General features: G+C 64.7%; 17 protein-coding genes and 1 tRNA gene. 9 read left to right on the top strand and 9 right to left on the bottom strand.

Annotated elements, in window-relative coordinates; genetic code table 11:
- Positions 1 to 11: 11 nt before the first annotated feature.
- Positions 12 to 1,697: a sensor histidine kinase gene (locus tag IWX81_RS14375; RefSeq protein ID WP_199282033.1), complete on the bottom strand. Its 1,686-nt coding sequence runs from the start codon at positions 1,695 to 1,697 to the stop codon at positions 12 to 14.
- A 30-nt stretch (positions 1,698 to 1,727) separates the two neighbouring features.
- The gene (locus tag IWX81_RS14370; protein WP_097059489.1) at positions 1,728 to 2,420 is read right to left on the bottom strand and encodes a response regulator transcription factor; all 693 of its coding nucleotides are present in this window, start codon (positions 2,418 to 2,420) and stop codon (positions 1,728 to 1,730) included.
- Between the two features lie 121 nt (positions 2,421 to 2,541).
- Between IWX81_RS14370 and folP the strand changes: the two genes are divergently transcribed.
- Together folP and IWX81_RS14360 are read left to right on the top strand one after the other, a co-directional pair.
- The gene (folP, locus tag IWX81_RS14365) at positions 2,542 to 3,453 is read left to right on the top strand and encodes a dihydropteroate synthase (RefSeq protein ID WP_199282032.1); all 912 of its coding nucleotides are present in this window, start codon (positions 2,542 to 2,544) and stop codon (positions 3,451 to 3,453) included.
- Positions 3,450 to 4,178: a pyrimidine reductase family protein gene (locus IWX81_RS14360; protein ID WP_199282031.1), complete on the top strand. Its 729-nt coding sequence runs from the start codon at positions 3,450 to 3,452 to the stop codon at positions 4,176 to 4,178. Before folP ends, IWX81_RS14360 begins: the two co-directional genes overlap by 4 nt.
- Positions 4,179 to 4,181: 3 nt before the next feature.
- Here the strand turns inward: IWX81_RS14360 and IWX81_RS14355 are convergent, their stop codons facing one another.
- The 3 genes from IWX81_RS14355 to IWX81_RS14345 are packed head-to-tail and all read right to left on the bottom strand — an operon-like array spanning position 4,182 to position 7,987.
- Entirely contained in the window at positions 4,182 to 5,837 is a 1,656-nt protein-coding gene (locus tag IWX81_RS14355) for a DNA repair helicase XPB (RefSeq protein WP_199282030.1), read from the bottom strand.
- Positions 5,838 to 5,883: 46 nt separating this feature from the next.
- Positions 5,884 to 7,734: a helicase-associated domain-containing protein gene (locus tag IWX81_RS14350; RefSeq protein WP_199282029.1), complete on the bottom strand. Its 1,851-nt coding sequence runs from the start codon at positions 7,732 to 7,734 to the stop codon at positions 5,884 to 5,886.
- Positions 7,721 to 7,987 carry a hypothetical protein gene (locus tag IWX81_RS14345; RefSeq protein ID WP_199282028.1) on the bottom strand — a complete coding sequence of 89 codons (267 nt, stop codon included), beginning with the start codon at positions 7,985 to 7,987 and terminating at the stop codon, positions 7,721 to 7,723. Before IWX81_RS14345 ends, IWX81_RS14350 begins: the two co-directional genes overlap by 14 nt.
- A gap of 65 nt (positions 7,988 to 8,052) precedes the next feature.
- Here IWX81_RS14345 and IWX81_RS14340 point away from each other — a divergent pair, with 65 nt between their 5' ends.
- Positions 8,053 to 8,436 carry a cold-shock protein gene (locus IWX81_RS14340; RefSeq protein ID WP_199282027.1) on the top strand — a complete coding sequence of 128 codons (384 nt, stop codon included), beginning with the start codon at positions 8,053 to 8,055 and terminating at the stop codon, positions 8,434 to 8,436.
- Positions 8,429 to 9,052 carry a DUF3027 domain-containing protein gene (locus IWX81_RS14335; protein ID WP_199282026.1) on the top strand — a complete coding sequence of 208 codons (624 nt, stop codon included), beginning with the start codon at positions 8,429 to 8,431 and terminating at the stop codon, positions 9,050 to 9,052. Before IWX81_RS14340 ends, IWX81_RS14335 begins: the two co-directional genes overlap by 8 nt.
- Positions 9,053 to 9,067: 15 nt before the next feature.
- On the opposite strand, the gene serC is transcribed toward IWX81_RS14335, so the two are convergent.
- A complete protein-coding gene (gene serC, locus IWX81_RS14330; RefSeq protein ID WP_199282025.1) occupies positions 9,068 to 10,177 on the bottom strand; it encodes a phosphoserine transaminase in 1,110 nt (369 codons plus the stop codon).
- 40 nt (positions 10,178 to 10,217) lie between these two features.
- On the opposite strand from serC, the gene IWX81_RS14325 reads away from it, so the two are divergent.
- The 5 genes from IWX81_RS14325 (at position 10,218) to IWX81_RS14305 (ending at position 13,950) form a co-directional block, all read left to right on the top strand.
- On the top strand, positions 10,218 to 10,910 hold the full coding sequence (locus IWX81_RS14325; protein ID WP_199282024.1) for a metal-dependent transcriptional regulator: 693 nt from the start codon (positions 10,218 to 10,220) through the stop codon (positions 10,908 to 10,910).
- Between the two features lie 299 nt (positions 10,911 to 11,209).
- Positions 11,210 to 11,707, top strand: coding sequence for an HNH endonuclease (locus IWX81_RS14320; RefSeq protein ID WP_199282098.1), 498 nt, complete (start codon positions 11,210 to 11,212; stop codon positions 11,705 to 11,707).
- A gap of 98 nt (positions 11,708 to 11,805) precedes the next feature.
- A complete protein-coding gene (locus IWX81_RS14315; RefSeq protein WP_199282023.1) occupies positions 11,806 to 12,654 on the top strand; it encodes a CHAP domain-containing protein in 849 nt (282 codons plus the stop codon).
- 110 nt (positions 12,655 to 12,764) lie between these two features.
- Positions 12,765 to 13,865 carry a CHAP domain-containing protein gene (locus tag IWX81_RS14310; RefSeq protein WP_199282022.1) on the top strand — a complete coding sequence of 367 codons (1,101 nt, stop codon included), beginning with the start codon at positions 12,765 to 12,767 and terminating at the stop codon, positions 13,863 to 13,865.
- A 13-nt stretch (positions 13,866 to 13,878) separates the two neighbouring features.
- A tRNA-Arg gene (locus tag IWX81_RS14305) sits at positions 13,879 to 13,950 on the top strand.
- Positions 13,951 to 13,985: 35 nt separating this feature from the next.
- On the opposite strand, the gene IWX81_RS15095 is transcribed toward IWX81_RS14305, so the two are convergent.
- The 3 genes from IWX81_RS15095 to IWX81_RS14290 all read right to left on the bottom strand — a co-directional run bounded on the left by IWX81_RS15095 (position 13,986) and on the right by IWX81_RS14290 (position 16,355).
- On the bottom strand, positions 13,986 to 14,387 hold the full coding sequence (locus tag IWX81_RS15095; protein ID WP_442977826.1) for a DNA adenine methylase: 402 nt from the start codon (positions 14,385 to 14,387) through the stop codon (positions 13,986 to 13,988).
- 377 nt (positions 14,388 to 14,764) lie between these two features.
- A complete protein-coding gene (locus tag IWX81_RS14295; RefSeq protein WP_199282020.1) occupies positions 14,765 to 15,013 on the bottom strand; it encodes a hypothetical protein in 249 nt (82 codons plus the stop codon).
- A gap of 40 nt (positions 15,014 to 15,053) precedes the next feature.
- Positions 15,054 to 16,355 carry a hypothetical protein gene (locus tag IWX81_RS14290; RefSeq protein WP_199282019.1) on the bottom strand — a complete coding sequence of 434 codons (1,302 nt, stop codon included), beginning with the start codon at positions 16,353 to 16,355 and terminating at the stop codon, positions 15,054 to 15,056.
- Between the last annotated feature and the right edge of the window lie 108 nt (positions 16,356 to 16,463).

The raw sequence follows: 16,463 nt of genomic DNA, 5'->3' as shown, positions 1-16,463 counted from the left end.
TGCTGTGCGGTCTACTGCGTCGGTGCGACGGGGGGAGCCGGGGCATCCTGAGCCGTGGGGAGGAGGGGAAGGCTCACCCTGAAGGTCGCCCCACCGCCGGGGGTTTCGAGCACCTCGACCTCGCCGCGGTGCGACTCGACGATCGCGGCAACAATGGCCAGCCCGAGTCCGCTGCCACCGGTGGCCCGCTGCCGCGAACTGTCTGCGCGGTAGAAGCGCTCGAAGATACGACCGCGGATCTGCGGGGGGATTCCCTCGCCGTGGTCGATGACGGAGATGACGGCCCGACGGCGGGAGGCATCGATACCGATGCCGATCTCGAGCGGGCTGCCGGGAGGCGTGAAACGCATGGCGTTGCCGATGAGGTTGGCGACCACCTGGCGGATCTTGTTCTCCTCCGCCATCACGACCGCACGGAGCTTCGCATCGGGTGGCCTGACGGCGGCCACGATCGGACCGCCCTCTTCGCGCGCGCGCGAGCGTCGTGCGACCAGTCGCGCCAGGGTGGCGCCGGCGAACGCGATGGGACCAGTCGCCTGGATCGATTGCGAACGCGACGAGACCGGTTCTTCCTCCAGCTCGGGAAGGATGAGCTCCTGCGTCGGGGTGTCGATCGGATCGGCCGCAGCGATGTCGGTACCCACGACTGTGACCACCCGATCCGGAGCCGACGCCATGGCGTCGAGTGCAGCGTCCCTGGCGAGCGGCACCAGGTCTACCTCGGTGAGCTGCAGCGGCTTCGCTTCGTCCAGCCTGGCGAGTTCGAGCAGGTCTTCGACCAGCTCACCCATGCGGATCGCCTCTTTCTCGATGCGTTCCATGGCCTGCGAGACGTCTTCCGGCTTCGTGAGGGCGCCCATCCTGTACAACTCGGCGTAGCCACGCACCGAAACGAGGGGAGTGCGCAGTTCGTGGCTCGCGTCACCCACGAATCGCCGCATCTGGTCGATGGTGCGGGCGCGGTCGGCGAAGGCGCGGTCGATGGTGCCGAGCATGGAGTTCAGCGAACGGTTGAGGCGCCCGACCTCGGTGTTGGGGGTGGCGCCGGCGATGCGCTGGTTGAAGTCGCCATCGGCGAATCGGGCAGCCGTGGCTTCCACTTCCCTCAGCGGTGTGAACGTGGATGTCACGAGCAGCCGTGTGAGCGCTCCGCCGAAGATCACCACGGTCAGTCCGAAGAACAGGAAGATCGCGGCCAGCCGGGAGATGGTGGCGTTGGAGGCGCCGAGGTCGAGGCCGATCACGACGGTCAGCGGCTCCGTAGAGGCCGAGGTCTCAAGCGGGTAGGCAGCGACCCGCCACTGCCCGCCGATGGAGGCTCCAGAGACGGTGATGGCGCCGTTGTGGCCGACGACCGCACCGGCGTTGGTCGGCTGGCCGCTTTCTCCGGATCGGTTATTGCAGAGAACGTCGCCGCTGCTGTCCACTATGCCGAGGTAGTAGTCGGTGGGAAATGCGTATACCCGACAGCGCATTCCGCCTTCGCCGTCGGTCGTGATCTCGAAGACCTGCTGGTCGATGAGGATCAGGGCGACGCCATCGATCTTCTTGTCGACCTCGTCGAGCAGGTAGTTGCGCAGCACCGTCATGGTACCGACGCCGGCCACGAGCAGCCCCATCGTGAGTAGCAGAACCGTCACGCCAGTAATTTTGGTGCGGAGCGAGATCCGGTTCCACCACTCGGTGAGAGCGTGCATAAGGTGGCTAGTTTATGCCGTGAAAGTTGTTTAGACCCTGGCAGCTTTCAGCATGTATCCGAAGCCACGCTTGGTCTGGATGACAGGCTCGTCGGAGAACTGGTCGAGCTTGCGGCGCAGGTACGAGATGTAGCTCTCCACGATGCCCGCGTCGCCGTTGAAGTCGTATTCCCAGACGTGATCGAGGATCTGCGCCTTCGACAGCACGCGGTTCGGGTTGAGCATCAGGTAGCGCAGAAGCTTGAACTCCGTGGGGCTCAGCTCGATCTGCTCGGCGCCGATGGTGACCTCGTGCGTGTCCTGGTCCATGGTGAGCTCACCGGCGCGGATCACGGCTTCTTCGTCGTCCTGCATGGTGCGACGCAGGATGGCCTTGATGCGCGCCACGATCTCGTCGAGGCTGAAGGGCTTGGTGACGTAGTCGTCGCCGCCGACGGTGAGACCGGTGATCTTGTCCTCGGTGTCGTCTTTAGCGGTGAGGAACAGGATGGGGGCGGTGTAACCGGAAGCGCGAAGCCTCTTCGTCACCCCGAAGCCGTTCATGTCGGGCAGCATCACGTCGAGGATGATGAGGTCTGGTTCTTCTTCGAGCACGGCAGAGATAGCCTGTGCACCGTTTCCGACCGCGCGCACCGCGAATCCTGCGAAGCGCAGGCTCGTGGTGAGGAGGTCGCGAATGTTCGGTTCGTCGTCGACAATCAGAATCTTGGGTCCGTCAGCCATGAGGCAAGTATCTGCGAGTCACCTGATAGAAGTCTGTGAGTCGCATGTCGTGGTGCTTGGGGCGGGCTGACTGCCGGCTGTAGCGATGGATGGCGAGACGCGGCGCGCGTAGTCTGTGCAGATGACGCCCGAGCACACAACGGAGTCCGCCCCGACGATGGTGCGTTCTATCGGCCGCCGAACCTTCGACTTCGACCGGCAGGTCGCGGTCATGGCGGTCGTCAACCGCACCCCCGATTCGTTCTACGACAGGGGAGCGACCTTCGAGCTCGACAGGGCTGTCGCCGCAGCGCTGGCTGCAGCAGAGGAGGGCGCAGACTGGATCGACATCGGTGGCGTGCCGTTCGGTCGCGGTCCGGTCGTGACGGTGGATGACGAGCTCGCGCGGGTGATCCCGGTCGTCGAGGCGATTGCCGCGGCAACCGACGTCGTCATCTCGGTCGACACCACAGTCGCTGCCGTCGCCGAGCGCGCGATCGCCGCCGGCGCAGGCGTGATCAATGACACCAGCGGGCTCTGGGACCCGGCGATGCTCGGAGTCGTTGCCGCCAGCAATGCCACCCTCGTGCTCACCCACAGCAAGGGCGAACCACGCGCCGAGAAACCGCGGCCCGTGTATGACGACGTGGTGGGCGAGGTCATCGGATACCTGCGCGGCAAGGTGGAGGTGGCGCTGGCGGGCGGGATGCCCCTGGAACGGCTCGTCATCGACCCCGGCCACGACCTGAACAAGAACACCCTGCACTCGCTCGAGATCACGCGGCGATTCGCCGAGATCGCGGCGATCGGGCTGCCCTCGCTCGCGGCCGTCTCCAATAAGGACTTCATCGGGGAGAGCATCGGCCGGGCGCAGGGTCAGCGGCTTGCCGGGTCGCTCGCGGCGGCGACTGTGTGCATCCTGAACGGAGCCAGGATTATTCGGATGCACGATGTGCGCGCGAGCGTCGATGCCGTGCGCATGACGGAGGCGATCCTCGGGATGCGGCAGCCGGTGGAGCTCATCCACAACATGCACCCCGAGCTGAACGTATGACCGCCCGCATCGACCGGCTCTGGCCGGATGCCGCCGACAACCTCAGTGACGACGACCTCATTGCCGCCCTGGCGACTCCATCACCGACGGTCAGACTGAACTTCGTGAGCAGCGCCGACGGGTCGTCCACCCACGACGGACTCTCGGGTGGGCTGTCCGGCCCGGCCGATAAGCGGCACTTCGAGCTGCTGCGTCGTGTGAGCGATGTCGTGCTCGTCGGCGCCGGCACCGTGAGGTCGGAGGGATACGGCCCGATGCTCGTCAGCGACGCGTCAGCACGCTGGCGGGTTCGGCACGGGATGCCCGAGCACCCCGTGTTCGCGATCGTCAGCGGTTCGCTGCAGCTCGATCCGCGCTCGCGGATCTTCAGTGAGGCGCCGGTGCGCCCGATCGTGGTGACCTCGGCGCGGGCATCCGGACTCGCGGAGATCGCTGCCGTCGCGGACGTGGTCATCGCGGGGGAGGAGCACGTCGACCTGGGAGAGGCGCTGCGGGTCATCCGGGAACGCGGTCACCAGCAGGTGCTGTGCGAGGGCGGGCCGTCGCTGTTCGGTTCGCTCATCGCCGACGGACTGGTGGATGAACTCTGTCTCACGGTCGAGCCCACGCTCGAGGCCGGAGATGGTCCACGGATCTCTCGCGGACCCACCGACCAGGCGCAGGGCATGCGGCTGGGTCACGTGCTCCGAAGCGGCGACACCCTGCTGCTGCGCTACGTACGCTGAGAGTCAGGCGGCCTCGAGCGAGTGGGCGTCGAGGATCGTGTAGCTGTAGCCCTGCTCGGCGAGGAAGCGCTGGCGGTTCTGCGCGAAATCCTGGTCCACGGTGTCGCGGGCCACGAGAGTGTAGAAGTTTGCGGGCAGGCCGCTCTCCTTCGGGCGCAGCAGCCGGCCGAGACGCTGTGCCTCCTCCTGGCGTGAGCCGAATGATCCGCTGACCTGGATCGCCACTGTCGCCTCGGGAAGGTCGACGGAGAAGTTCGCGACCTTCGAGACCACGAGCACGGTGATGCTGCCTTCGCGGAAGGCCTGGTACAGCCGTTCCCGCTCATCGATCGGCGTCGAGCCCGTCAATTGGGGCGCGTCCAGAGCGTCGGCGAGCTGGTCGATCTGGTCGAGGTACTGACCGATCACCAATATGCGTTCACCGGCATGCTTCTTCACGAGGTCGCGAACCACGCCAAGCTTTGCCGGTGCGGTGGCCGCCAGCCGGTACCGCTCGTCATCAGCGGATGCCGCATACTCCAGTCGATCGCTCTCGGGCAGGTCGATGCGCACCTCGAAACACGAGGCGGGTGAGATGAAGCCCTGCGCCTCGATTTCCTTCCAGGGGGCGTCGAAGCGCTTGGGGCCGATGAGGCTGAACACGTCGCCTTCGCGGCCGTCCTCGCGGACGAGCGTGGCGGTGAGCCCGAGTCGGCGGCGGGCCTGGAGGTCAGCGGTGAGCTTGAACACGGGAGCGGGCAGCAGGTGGACTTCGTCGTAGATGACGAGCCCCCAGTCGAGCGCATCCAGCAACGCGAGGTGGGCGTATTCGCCCTTTCGGCGGGCGGTCAGGATCTGGTACGTCGCGATGGTGACCGGTCGCACCTGCTTGACCTGCCCCGAATATTCGCCGATCTCGTCCTCGGTGAGCGTGGTGCGCTTGAGCAGTTCGGCCTTCCACTGCCGCGCAGACACGGTGTTGGTGACGAGGATGAGCGTGGTTGTCTTGCCCGCAGCCATCGCGCCGAGGCCGACCAGGGTCTTGCCAGCGCCACACGGCAGCACCACGACTCCGGAGCCGTGCGCGTAGAAGTTGTCGATCGCCTGGTCCTGGTACGGGCGCAGGTGCCAGCCGCCCTCGGAGTTCAGCTCGATCTCGTGCGGAGTGCCCGGGGTGTATCCCGCGAGGTCTTCTGCCGGCCATCCGAGCTTCAACAATTCCTGCTTCAACTGGCCGCGAGCCCACGCCTGCACGACATAGGTATGCGGGCCGCGCTTCTCGAACAGCAGCGCGGCGACCTTGCGGGCACGGGTGATCTCGGAGAGCACGGCAGCGTCGGTCGCGGTCAGGGTGAGGGCGCCGTCATCCGCTCGCTCGATGACGAGTCGACCATAGCGGCCCACGGTCTCGGTGATGTCCACGGTGACCGACTGGGGTATGGCGAATTTGGAATACTTCTCGAGCGTCGCGATCATGCCGTCGGCATCGTGGCCGGCGGCCCGTGCGTTCCAGAGCCCGAGTCGCGTGATGCGGTAGGTATGGATGTGTTCCGGCGCGCGCTCGAGTTCGGCGAAGACGGCAAGATCGTGCCTGGCGTCTTCCGCGTCGGGGTGCGCCACCTCCAGCAGTACAGTGCGGTCGGACTGGACTATCAGGGGACCGTTCGGGGCCGGATTCACCCCGTTAGCTTAGTTCGCCCCGCTGGGAGCCATTGCCAGCAAGCAGCTATCGCGCGGGGCTGACCGAGACGATCTTCGCGAGGGGCAGTGTGCGTTCGATGTCGGCTTTGCGGTCGAGCGCTCGAAGCCTGCCGCCGGCGACACTGGCCGGTTCCAGCTGGAAGTCTGTCGTGGAGCCGTCATGCAGCTGCACGGTCACGGTGATGGTGACCTTGCCCTTGATGGCGACATCCAGCTGGCGCAGCAGCCAGGCGGCGCCGGTCACATCGGGGTCTGACGAACTGCCCAGCCGCAGCCTCTCGATGAGACTCGCTGTCGTGTCGACGGCATCCACGGGAACGGCCCTGGCTGCTGTTGGGCGCTTCAGCTCGATGACCTCGCCCTCCGCGTTTTCTGCGGTGACCGGGTACCTGGCCTCGCTGAGCGACCAGAACACGAGCTCTTGGTCGAACCGGCTGACGAGTTTGTCGCCGACGAGCGTGAGACCGAGGCTCGAGATACCGTGATCGGCGAGAAGGGTGCGCATCATCGACTCCTCGGTGGAGCGCACCGACGAGCGGCCGCCCTCGAGTGCCGCCACGCGCACGAGTCCATAGCGGTTGCCCGCCTCGGCGATGAGGTATTCGAGCGGCTGTGGGATGCCCGTGAGCGAGATCCCGGAGAGGAACTTCCTGATCGACTGCACGGTCTCGCCCACGGCCATCGCCCGGTAGATGCTGGAGGTCGACACCCGGTAGGTCGAGGCGAGAGCGCGGCCCTCCACGTCAGCCATAGTGCGGAGCCGGGCATCCACTGCCGGAGCGAGTGGGCCGGGCGAGACGATGGAGAGATCGTGCTGGAGGTAGACCTGCGTCACCTCCGGGGGGAAGAGGGCGACCATCGCCGCGGCAGCGGTGTCGGGCCCCTCGGTGATGAGCGCCGTTCCGGGAGTGCTCGGGACGTGGTCGAACGTGATACCCAGGAGCTGCGCATCACGCGTGTAGATGAGTACGCGCTCGCGCATGTGATCGCCCCCAGCGGGGAACAGCCAGTCGACGTATTCCTGCAGCTGGTCGCCCCAGACGGCGTGCGCCCGGTGCCCGAGGATCTCGCGGATGTCGGCGGGCAGCCGCTCCAGCCAGGCCGCAGCGAGTCGCGCCCACCGCTGGCCGGAGCTGCCGGAGAGCCAGTCGGCGCTCGCGGAGGTCGGCATCCAGCGGCCCGAATCGAGAGCGACGAGCCCCGCCCGGTTCGCGATGTCGAGAAGTTCGGGCACACGCTCGATGTCGACACCCATGGATGCCGCGAGCCGTTTGCTGTCCGGAAGCGCGACGCCCCCGCGCGCGAGTTCCCGCGCCGACTCATGCTGCAGTTCAGAGATGAGTTCCACGAGGGAGGTCGACGTGGCGAAAGCGTGCTCGGCGGAGCCGGCGTCGGTCACCCGGACTTCGGTCTGGCTGACCGGGACGAGGGCGGCGGGCGCCGGAGTCGACCGCAGTTCGTCGAGCCCCGGGAGGCCGAGGGCTGGCCAATCCTGCAGTCGCTGCGCCACTGGAGCGGGCACGGCATGGCGGTCGTCGGCACGAGCGACGAGGGCCAGTCGTGCGGCGGAGGTGAGGTGGGCGGCGGTGGCGGCGGAGTCTGCGCCCCGTGCCGTGACCAGCGCCGCGGCATCCTGAGCAGAAACCGGGGTATCGGACATGCTGAGGATCCCCAGGGTCACCAGAGCCGCACGGTCGAGCCGCCCCAGCGCGAGCTGGATCGATTCGGGGTCGAGGAGGGCATCTGCGAGGTCGAAGAAATCTTTGATCGACGCGCCCCGGACTTCCCGAGCGTTCAGCAGTGACCTGAGTTCGACGTCGCTGAGCGCTCGCAGCTGGGCGGCCAGCGCGAGGGCCGACTCGTCAGTTGCCGGCATTCCTGGCTTCACGACCCCGACGAAGGCCGCTGGTCACGATGAGCACGATCATGAGGATCAGGCCGATGGGAAGCCCGATCAGGGGCAGGACGAACGCGACGGGCCAGATTCCTTCACCGAAGTTGCGGACGCCGGCGGCGGTTCCGATGATGATCGACAGGAAGGCGATGATCGACAGCCCGACGGCCGCCGCGACCATATAGGCCAGAATGCGTTCGCCGCGGTTGCCGCTGATGGAGGTGTCTTGTGCCACGGATCAAGGATACGGGGTGCCGTGAGTCCTCTAGTCTTGAGTAACCAGCAATAAGGAGTACCACGATGCCCACCGGCAAGGTTAAGTTCTACGACGACGAGAAGGGCTTCGGCTTCATCAGCTCTGATGACGGCCAGGAAGTCTTCCTCCACGCGTCCGCCCTGCCCGCAGGCACTACGGGTGTCAAAGCAGGCACGAAGCTCGAGTTCGGCATCGCCGACGGTAAGAAGGGCGCCCAGGCGCTGTCTGTGCGCGTGCTCGAATCCCCGCCGTCGCTCGCAAAGCTGAACCGCAAGCCGGCAGACGACATGGCGATCATCATCGAAGACCTCGTCAAGTTGATGGATGGCATCGGCACCAACCTCAAGCGCGGACGCTACCCCGACAAGTCGCACAGCACCAAGATCGCGGCGATGCTGCGCAAGGTCGCGGACGAGCTGGATGCCTGAGTCGGCTTTCGAGAGCCTCGCACGCAACGCCCTGGTCGAGATCACCCCGGCCGAGAACGTCGGCGCGTACTTCAGTGAGGTCGACGAGGGCGATGGAGTCGTCTCCGTGCTCTTCGACTCGGCCATGCCCGGCTACCCGGACTGGAAGTGGACTGTCTCCATCGCACAGATCGAAGGCGAAGAACCGTCGGTTCTCGAAGCCGAGCTCATGCCCGGCGAAGGCGCGCTGCTGTCTCCGGACTGGGTTCCGTGGTCTGACCGTCTCGCCGAGTACGAGGCCGCCCAGGAGGCAGCCGAAAGTGCTGATGAGTCTGATGACTCCGACGACGATGATGACGACGATGATGACGACGATGATGACGATTCGGAAGAGGACGAGTCTGACGATGACGAGTCCGACGACGAAGACTCGGACGATGACGACGACGACGATGACGACGACGACGATGACGACGACGATCTGAACAACGACGTGCTCCACGGCGGCGACCTCGACGGTGTCGACATCGACTCCCTCATCGACGACGACCCGACCGACGACGACCCGACCGACGACGACCCGGCCGACGACGACTCAGACGACGACGACGACGACGAGCAGGAAAAGTCGTACTGACGCCGTGCCGACCGCCTAGGAGTTCTCGACCACGAACTCGATCGAGCTGATCAGCTGACGCACGTCGGCCGGGTCGATCGCCACGAACGTCGCGACACGCAGCTGGTTGCGACCGAGCTTGCGGTACGGCTCGGTGTCGACGATCCCGTTGGCCCGCAGGGTCTTGGCGATGGCCGCGGCATCCACTGCATCGTCGAAGTCGATCGTGACGACCACCTGCGAGCGGTGCGAGGCCTCGGTGACGAACGGCGTCGCGTATGACACGGAGTCTGCCCAGTCGTAGAGCGCGCCCGACGATTCGAGGGTGCGCGAGGACGCCCAGGCGAGCCCGCCGTTGCCGTTGATCCACTCGACCTGGTTCTCGAGCATCAGCAGCGTCGACAGGGCGGGCGTGTTGAGCGTCTGGTTGAGGCGGGAGTTGTCGACGGCGTTCTTGATCGACAGGAACTCGGGGATGTAGCGACCCGACGCGGCGATCTGCTCTACGCGCTCGATGGCTGCGGGGGAGAAGAGTGCGAACCACAGCCCGCCATCCGAGGCGAAGTTCTTCTGGGGGGCGAAGTAATAGACGTCGGCCTGGCTGGAGTCGAAGTCGATGCCGCCTGCCGCCGAGGTCGCGTCGATCACGGTCAGGGCGCCGGGTGCTTGAACCCTGGTGACCGGGGCCATCACACCGGTGGATGTCTCGTTCTGGGGCCACGCGTACACATCGACTCCGTCGACGATCTCGAACTCGGCTCGCGAGCCCGCGGCGGCGTTGATGACCATCGGCGCCTCGAGGAACGGGGCGGCCGCCGCCGCGGCGAACTTGGAGCCGAACTCCCCGAAGGTCAGGTTCTGGCTGCGCTTGCCGATGAGCGAGAAGGCCGCGGCATCCCAGAAGGCCGTCGATCCGCCGTTGCCCATGACGACCTCGTAGCCGTCGGGGATGCGGAACAGCTCGCCGAGCCCGCTGCGCACCCGGCCGACGAGGTCTTTCACGGGAGCCTGGCGGTGTGACGTACCCATGATTGCCGCGCCAGCTCCGGCGAGGTAGTCCAGTTGCTTCTGGCGAACCTTGGAAGGCCCGCAACCGAAGCGACCATCGGCGGGCAGGAGGTTAGTGGGGATCGTCAGGCTTGGCATGAGTCCAATCCTATTGTCGGCATCCGGTTAGTCTTGGAGCATGACAGATCTCGTGGACACGACCGAGATGTACCTGCGCACGATCCTCGACCTGGAAGAGGAGCACATCGTGCCCCTTCGGGCTCGAATCTCGGAGCGGCTCGGGCACTCAGGGCCGACAGTCTCGCAGACCATCGGCCGTATGGAACGCGACGGGCTCGTCGTCGTGGAGGGCGACCGCCACCTCGAGCTGACCCTCGAAGGTCGGCGCCGTGCCATCCACGTCATGCGCAAGCACCGACTCGCGGAACGCCTTCTCGCCGACGTCATCGGCCTGGACTGGGCGTTCGTGCACGACGAGGCCTGCCGCTGGGAGCACGTCATGAGCGAGCAGGTGGAGCGTCGGCTGCTCGAGATGCTCGACCACCCCACGGAGAGCCCGTATGGCAACCCGATCCCCGGCCTCGAAGAGCTGGGCGATCCTGCTGCTCCTGCGTTCATGGACGGCGTGATCAATCTCGTGGATGCCGTCGCCGCCGCCCGCGGACCGATCAGTGCCGTCATCCGCCGCCTCGGCGAGCCCGTGCAGTTCGAGCCGGAACTGCTGCAGCAGTTGCAGGCCGCGGGAGTGTTGCCGGGGGCCACGGCATCCATCTCGTCTGCCGACTCGTATGTGTCGGTTCAGGTCGACGGTTTCGGCGACGGGCTGGAGCTGCCTAACGAGGTCGCCGTTCATATTTTCGTCGCCATCTGATCGGCGCGCCACGGCGCCGTACGCGGTCATTCACCCGGGATTTTCGGGGTACCCTGAAATCCTTGGGATTCACGAGTGAACCGGAGAGTCGAATGTCGATTACGCACAGCATCCAAACCGTGGATACCTGTGCCAACTTCTACATACGACACAGCAGTAAGCGGTGTGAGGTAACTCGCGTCCGTAACGTTTAGGCACTGTCTTCCGACAGTGCCTTTTGTGTTTTCTGCCCTCTCCACGCGCGAATTCCTGGAGCGTTATTGCCTGCAAGCCGTGCAGGCACTTTCGAGAGGATGACCATGCGAACCCTTGTCCTTAATGCCGGCTACGAGCCGCTCGCCATCGTGTCGTTCAAGCGAGCCCTCGTGCTCGTGATGAACCAGAAGGCGACGATCATCGCGGCGGATGCCGACCACCCGGTCTGGGCGGCCGCGGGGGCGTGGGATCGTCCGTCGGTCATCATCCTGAGAAATTACGTGCGCATCCCCAGTGGCCGTCACGTGCCGGTCTCCCGTCGCGGTGTGCTGCGGCGCGACAACAACCGCTGCGGATACTGCGGTGGCACGGCCAACACGATCGACCACGTGATGCCGCGATCCCGGGGTGGGAAAGACAGCTGGGAGAACCTGATGGCCTGCTGCCTGCGCTGCAACAACGTAAAAGGCGACCGCACTCCGGCCGAGATGGGCTGGAATCTGAGGATGACGCCGCGCCCTCCGCACGGGCACGGTTGGCTGATCCGTGGGGTCGAAAGAGCCCTTCCCGACTGGGAGGAATACCTCGCCCCGGCTGCGTAGCGTTATCTATTTGTGATAAAAAGTGGACAGGCGGCATCACCTCGGGTAACCTCGGTGAAGTCCCGGCAGCCCGGAAGGTATACGCAACTTTGGTAAATTTGACGAAATCCAGTGAACTGGATCTTTCGGTCAACCCAGAATCTTCCGCCCCAGGTGATGCAGTTTCTCGAGGTTCCCGTTCGGCCACGCGTAAAGCGGAGGCCGCCAGCGCGTTCGCAGCGCGAGCCGCCCGCAAAGACAAGAAGCACCCGGCGGCCGTTCTGGTCACGATGCTCGCCGTCGGCGGGATGTTCGGTGTGATGGGCCTTCCCGCCTACGCGATGAACCCGACCGAGGCATCCACCTCAACGGATGTCAGCAGCCTTCCCTCCCAGAGTATCGTCGCAAGCGCGTCGGTCGCGGATGCCGCGGCATCCGCTCGCGATGGCTTCACGGCCACCACCCCCGAAGAGCTGGCCGCGCAGAAGATCGCCACCGAGCAGGCCGCTGCCGCCGCCGCTGCCTCGGCCGCGCGGATCACGAGCTACGTCTACTCCGATCCGGGCCCCCGCCAGGCTGGCGACGACTATCCCTTCTCGGGCATGGGCACGGGACTTTCCGCGCTCGGCTACTACATGGGGGAGTGCACCGACTTCGTCGCGTGGCGCCTCAACCGCGACGCTGGCTCCACGGGCGCACCCTGGGCCTGGACCTGGGGAAACATGACTCCCGGTGGCGGTAACGCCAGCTCCTGGACGAGCGCCTGGAACAACCACGGATGGCCCGTCAGCGGCACCCCGGTTGCCGGAGCCGTCGCCGTGACCGAATACATGCACGTTGCCTACGTGAAAGAGGTGCTGGGCGATGGCTCGGTGCTGATCGAGGAATACAACTACGGCAACTACCACCAGTACAGCTCACGCGTCATCGCGGCAGGCAGTGCCACCTATCTCTACCCCCCGGGCTGACCCCCACTTGACTGTAATTTCGCTGTGACGATGAGACATGTCGCGGTGATTCACCTAGCCTCGTTGAGGTTCGAAACACCTGTAAGGAATATCTAAACGTGGTCGATGTCATGCCATCCAGCAATATGGATGACCTGTTCGGCACGGCTGCACCCGCTGGCGCCGTGCCCGCCGATGCACCCATCGCGCAGCAGAAGTTCCTCACCCGCCGCGAGCTGCGTGCCGCCGAGGCTGCCGCAGCAGCCGTCGAGTCCTCAGCCGTCGAGGCCGCTGGTGTGGAGGCTGTCGCTGTCGCTCCGGTCGACGTGACTCCCGTGGTCGTCTCCACCGCAGCCGTTGACGGTGGTGCGATGCCACTGCTGCTTCCGGATTTCTCGGCCGGCGGCATCCAGATCTCCGCAGCGTCGATTCAGGATGCGCCCAGCGTTACCGTCGCCCCGGTTGGCGCGACCCGCAAGCTGCGTCGTGCTGAGGTCCGCCGCATCCACGCGGGCACTGCCGCCCCTAGGACGACCCGTAAGCACCCGGCCAGCGTGCTGGCGACGATGGCTGTCGTGGGCGGCCTGTTCGCCGTGGCAGGGCTTCCCGCGTACGCCTTCACCGACACGCAGTCCGACGGCGCGAAGCTGACGGCGGCGAGCCAGTCCGTGACCGTGAGCGACCAGGCGGAGTCCGTCGCTGCCGTGCGTGACGGTTACGAAGCGACGACCCCCGAGGAGATCGCCGCGGCGACCCGCGACGACGTGCGTGCGGCCAACAACGCGACGTACCTCGCCTCCGGTGCCCGCGAGCTCGGCGACGACTACCCGTGGCCCTACGAGCTGGGCGAGGAGCAGGGCGGCGGCCTCTCGGTGCTCAACTACTACTACCGCCAGTGCACAGACTTCGTCGCGTGGCGCATCAACCGCGACGCCGGCTCGTACAAGGCTCCGTTCAAGTGGGTGTGGTCGAACATGACCCCCACGGGCGGTAACGCCAGCCAGTGGAAGTACGCCTGGGAGAAGAAGGGCTGGCCCGTCAGCACCACCACCCCCGCCGTCGGTGACGTCGCCTGGTGGGGTTCGATCAACCACGTGGCCTACGTGAAGCAGGTGCTCGACAACGGTTTCATCGTGATCGAGGAGTACAACTTCGGCCAGAAGAGCGTCTACAACCAGCGCACGATCCTCGCGTCCTCGGTAGAGGCGTTCCTCGGCGCCCCGGTCGGCTAAACTTTCCAAGCCAGCCTCTGTAGCTCAATGGAAGAGCAGTTCCGTCCTAAGGAAACGGTTGGGGGTTCGAGTCCCTCCAGGGGCACGAATCTGAAGTAGCCCACCACGTGTGGGCTATTTTTATGCGCGCAGCCGGGCTGCTTCTGATTCGTGCCGATGGGTGGCACCTCGGAGCACGGGGTCCCCGACCGCGCAGTCCGACGCGTCGCGCAAACGGCACACAAAATGGATGCGCGCGACCGCGCGATGTGTCGGCGGCTCGGGTGGGGCGTCGAGTCCCTCCCGGGGCAGCGTTCCCCTGAGATCAGACGACGGACGGTCACTTCCGATGGGAGCCCGACCGGCTCCGAGTACCTGATCCCATCCACCGCGCGCGATGCCTTCAAGTACATGGTAAAAGCGGCTGTACTGGGCGTCGGAGTAAGGCGGATCGCAGAATATCGAATCTCCGCCCGCGAGTTTTTTCGTGGCGGACTTGACTCCGTCGCCGACGATCGTGCGACCTTTGAGGAGCGCGGGCACAGGTGCGATGGTTCTTAACTGCCGCCTGATTTCGGTGCGGACATCCACGCTCTAAGCAGATCGAATATGTGGCAGGAGCCGTTCCGTTGGGCGGAAGGGCTGAGCGGTGTGACTTGGCGACGCGGAGGCTCGTGACGCAGTTCGAATAGGCGAGGCAAGAGCTATAGTGCGTTGGGATGCACGAGTCGGCGTCGTCTCATAGAACGCAGTTAGCGTGATCGCCTGTGAGGAGAGAAGTAATAACCCCCATGATCGGACCAAAGGAATCCGCCCTCAATCGGCGACTCGCACAACAACCGAGCCTGTTGAATCGTAGATGCATCGGTCGGTTGCCGGTACAGGAGGGCCTTATTCGCGAGGTCGATATGTTGAGCGAGTTAGTAATCGGCTCGCTGCTCCCGCTCATGGACGAGTTTCGCGGCGTCGATTGGTCCGGTTCGTTCAATGTTTGCGCCAGCAATTACGCTGCTGATCTTGAGGAGGTCAATCGCGACAGCTTCGATCTCCACTTCGACAGCTACAAATCGAGAAACAGCACCTGAACCAGCGAGTAAATCAACAAATCGACGCGAGCGCGGCGCGAGGTCGCGGGGTTCCTCGCCGAGGGTCCCGGTGAGCATGCCCACCTTGGAGCCCGTGTAGTTTAAACGATCAGCACAACGGCGCTTACGCTACCGCCCATGCGGGGACGCGCTCGAATCCAGATAGGGTCTGGAACTGTTCGGCGAGTACTTCCGTGATCATCGCCAAGTTGGCGGGGTCAGTCTCCGATTCGAGAATACCAATGTCGTCGACCATGTCGCGGATGCCATCGTAGAGATCGAGATAGTTCCTTGGCGTTCCGGCGGGTGGCTGAATGCCGTGCAGAGTCAGCATGTCCTCGAGCCAGAAGTCGACCTGCGATGTCGAGCATCCTGACTCCGTCAGCAGATCCCGGCTCGCACCGGTCGCGAATCGGAGCAACACCAGTGATCGCCCGATCATTCCAGTCAGCTGTTTGGTCAAGTCCAACCCCGAAAGGTCACGGCCCGCGTCGGAAAGGATCGCGGGGCCTGGTTGTGCCGCGGGATCGTCGAAAAAGTTGGCGACGGATTTCGCGCTACCGAGGCCGAGAACTTTTTCTACCCAGTATTCATTCATCGTCCCGTATTGGTTCGGGACGCTAATCTGGCGGCTCTTATGATCCTGAGTCACGAAAGCCTCGAACGTGTCCCGCATAATGTGCCTGTCTAGAGCCTCAAATGCGTTCGAAGGTTCAGGCTCAAGGAGCATCCAGACTTGCTGGAATAGGTCTGCGACATAGGCAGGTGTCATACCCGTTGGTGTTAGTTGGATTCGAGTTGGGTTGTAGCTCAGTTGATTCCGGAGCTCTCGATCGTTCGAGAAGCGGGCGACATCCATGCCCCATCTCTCCATGAGCGGCCCAATGACCGACTTCAGGGACGACTGCAAGGGCCGTTCGGCGGCCCACTTTGAGAGCGGTTCACCACGGAGCTGAATCGTCTTGGAGTAGAAGGCTGCGGACGCTTGCATCTTGGTCCAATGCCTAAAAAGAACCCAGATGGATTGATGAGCGTTCTCCGCCATGTACTTTGCGCTCGTCGGAAATGGGATGTTCACAGTGCCCGTGGTCGTCAGCACGAAGTTTTTTTTGTTGAGCAGGACGACGCCATGTCGAAATAGCAACGCGTGCATGGCTCGCAGCTCGCTGTAGTAGAGCAAGTGTTGCGCCACTTCGATCGCCCCAGACGAGACTGCGCTCATGGCGCGGCCGAAGTATGTCCAGGAATCAGCAACATGCAGGGGTACAGAAGCGGCAACGTACTCGGCGATGGGTTTGGCACGTCGCGGGCTGTGTGGTGGTGCCTCCCTAACTGAGCGGGGGTTCTTTCCCACCTTGTGGCTCGCCGGCAGCCATTCGGAGTTTGTGAAGTTTGGCATGATCCGCACGAACGCATCAGTAACCACCTGAGGATTGGCCTGGGCTGCTGCGGGGATTTCGGACAGCGGAATTAGTGGATTCGTCTACGCTGCCAGGGCTGGCTGCTGATAACCATAGTGGACTTCGTTGGGCCG

It is taken from the genome of Salinibacterium sp. CAN_S4 (genome assembly GCF_015752305.1).
Taxonomy (GTDB): Bacteria; Actinomycetota; Actinomycetes; order Actinomycetales; family Microbacteriaceae; genus Rhodoglobus.
The sequence above is the reverse complement of the archived record's forward strand: the minus strand, read 5'-3'. Positions and strand labels throughout refer to the sequence as shown.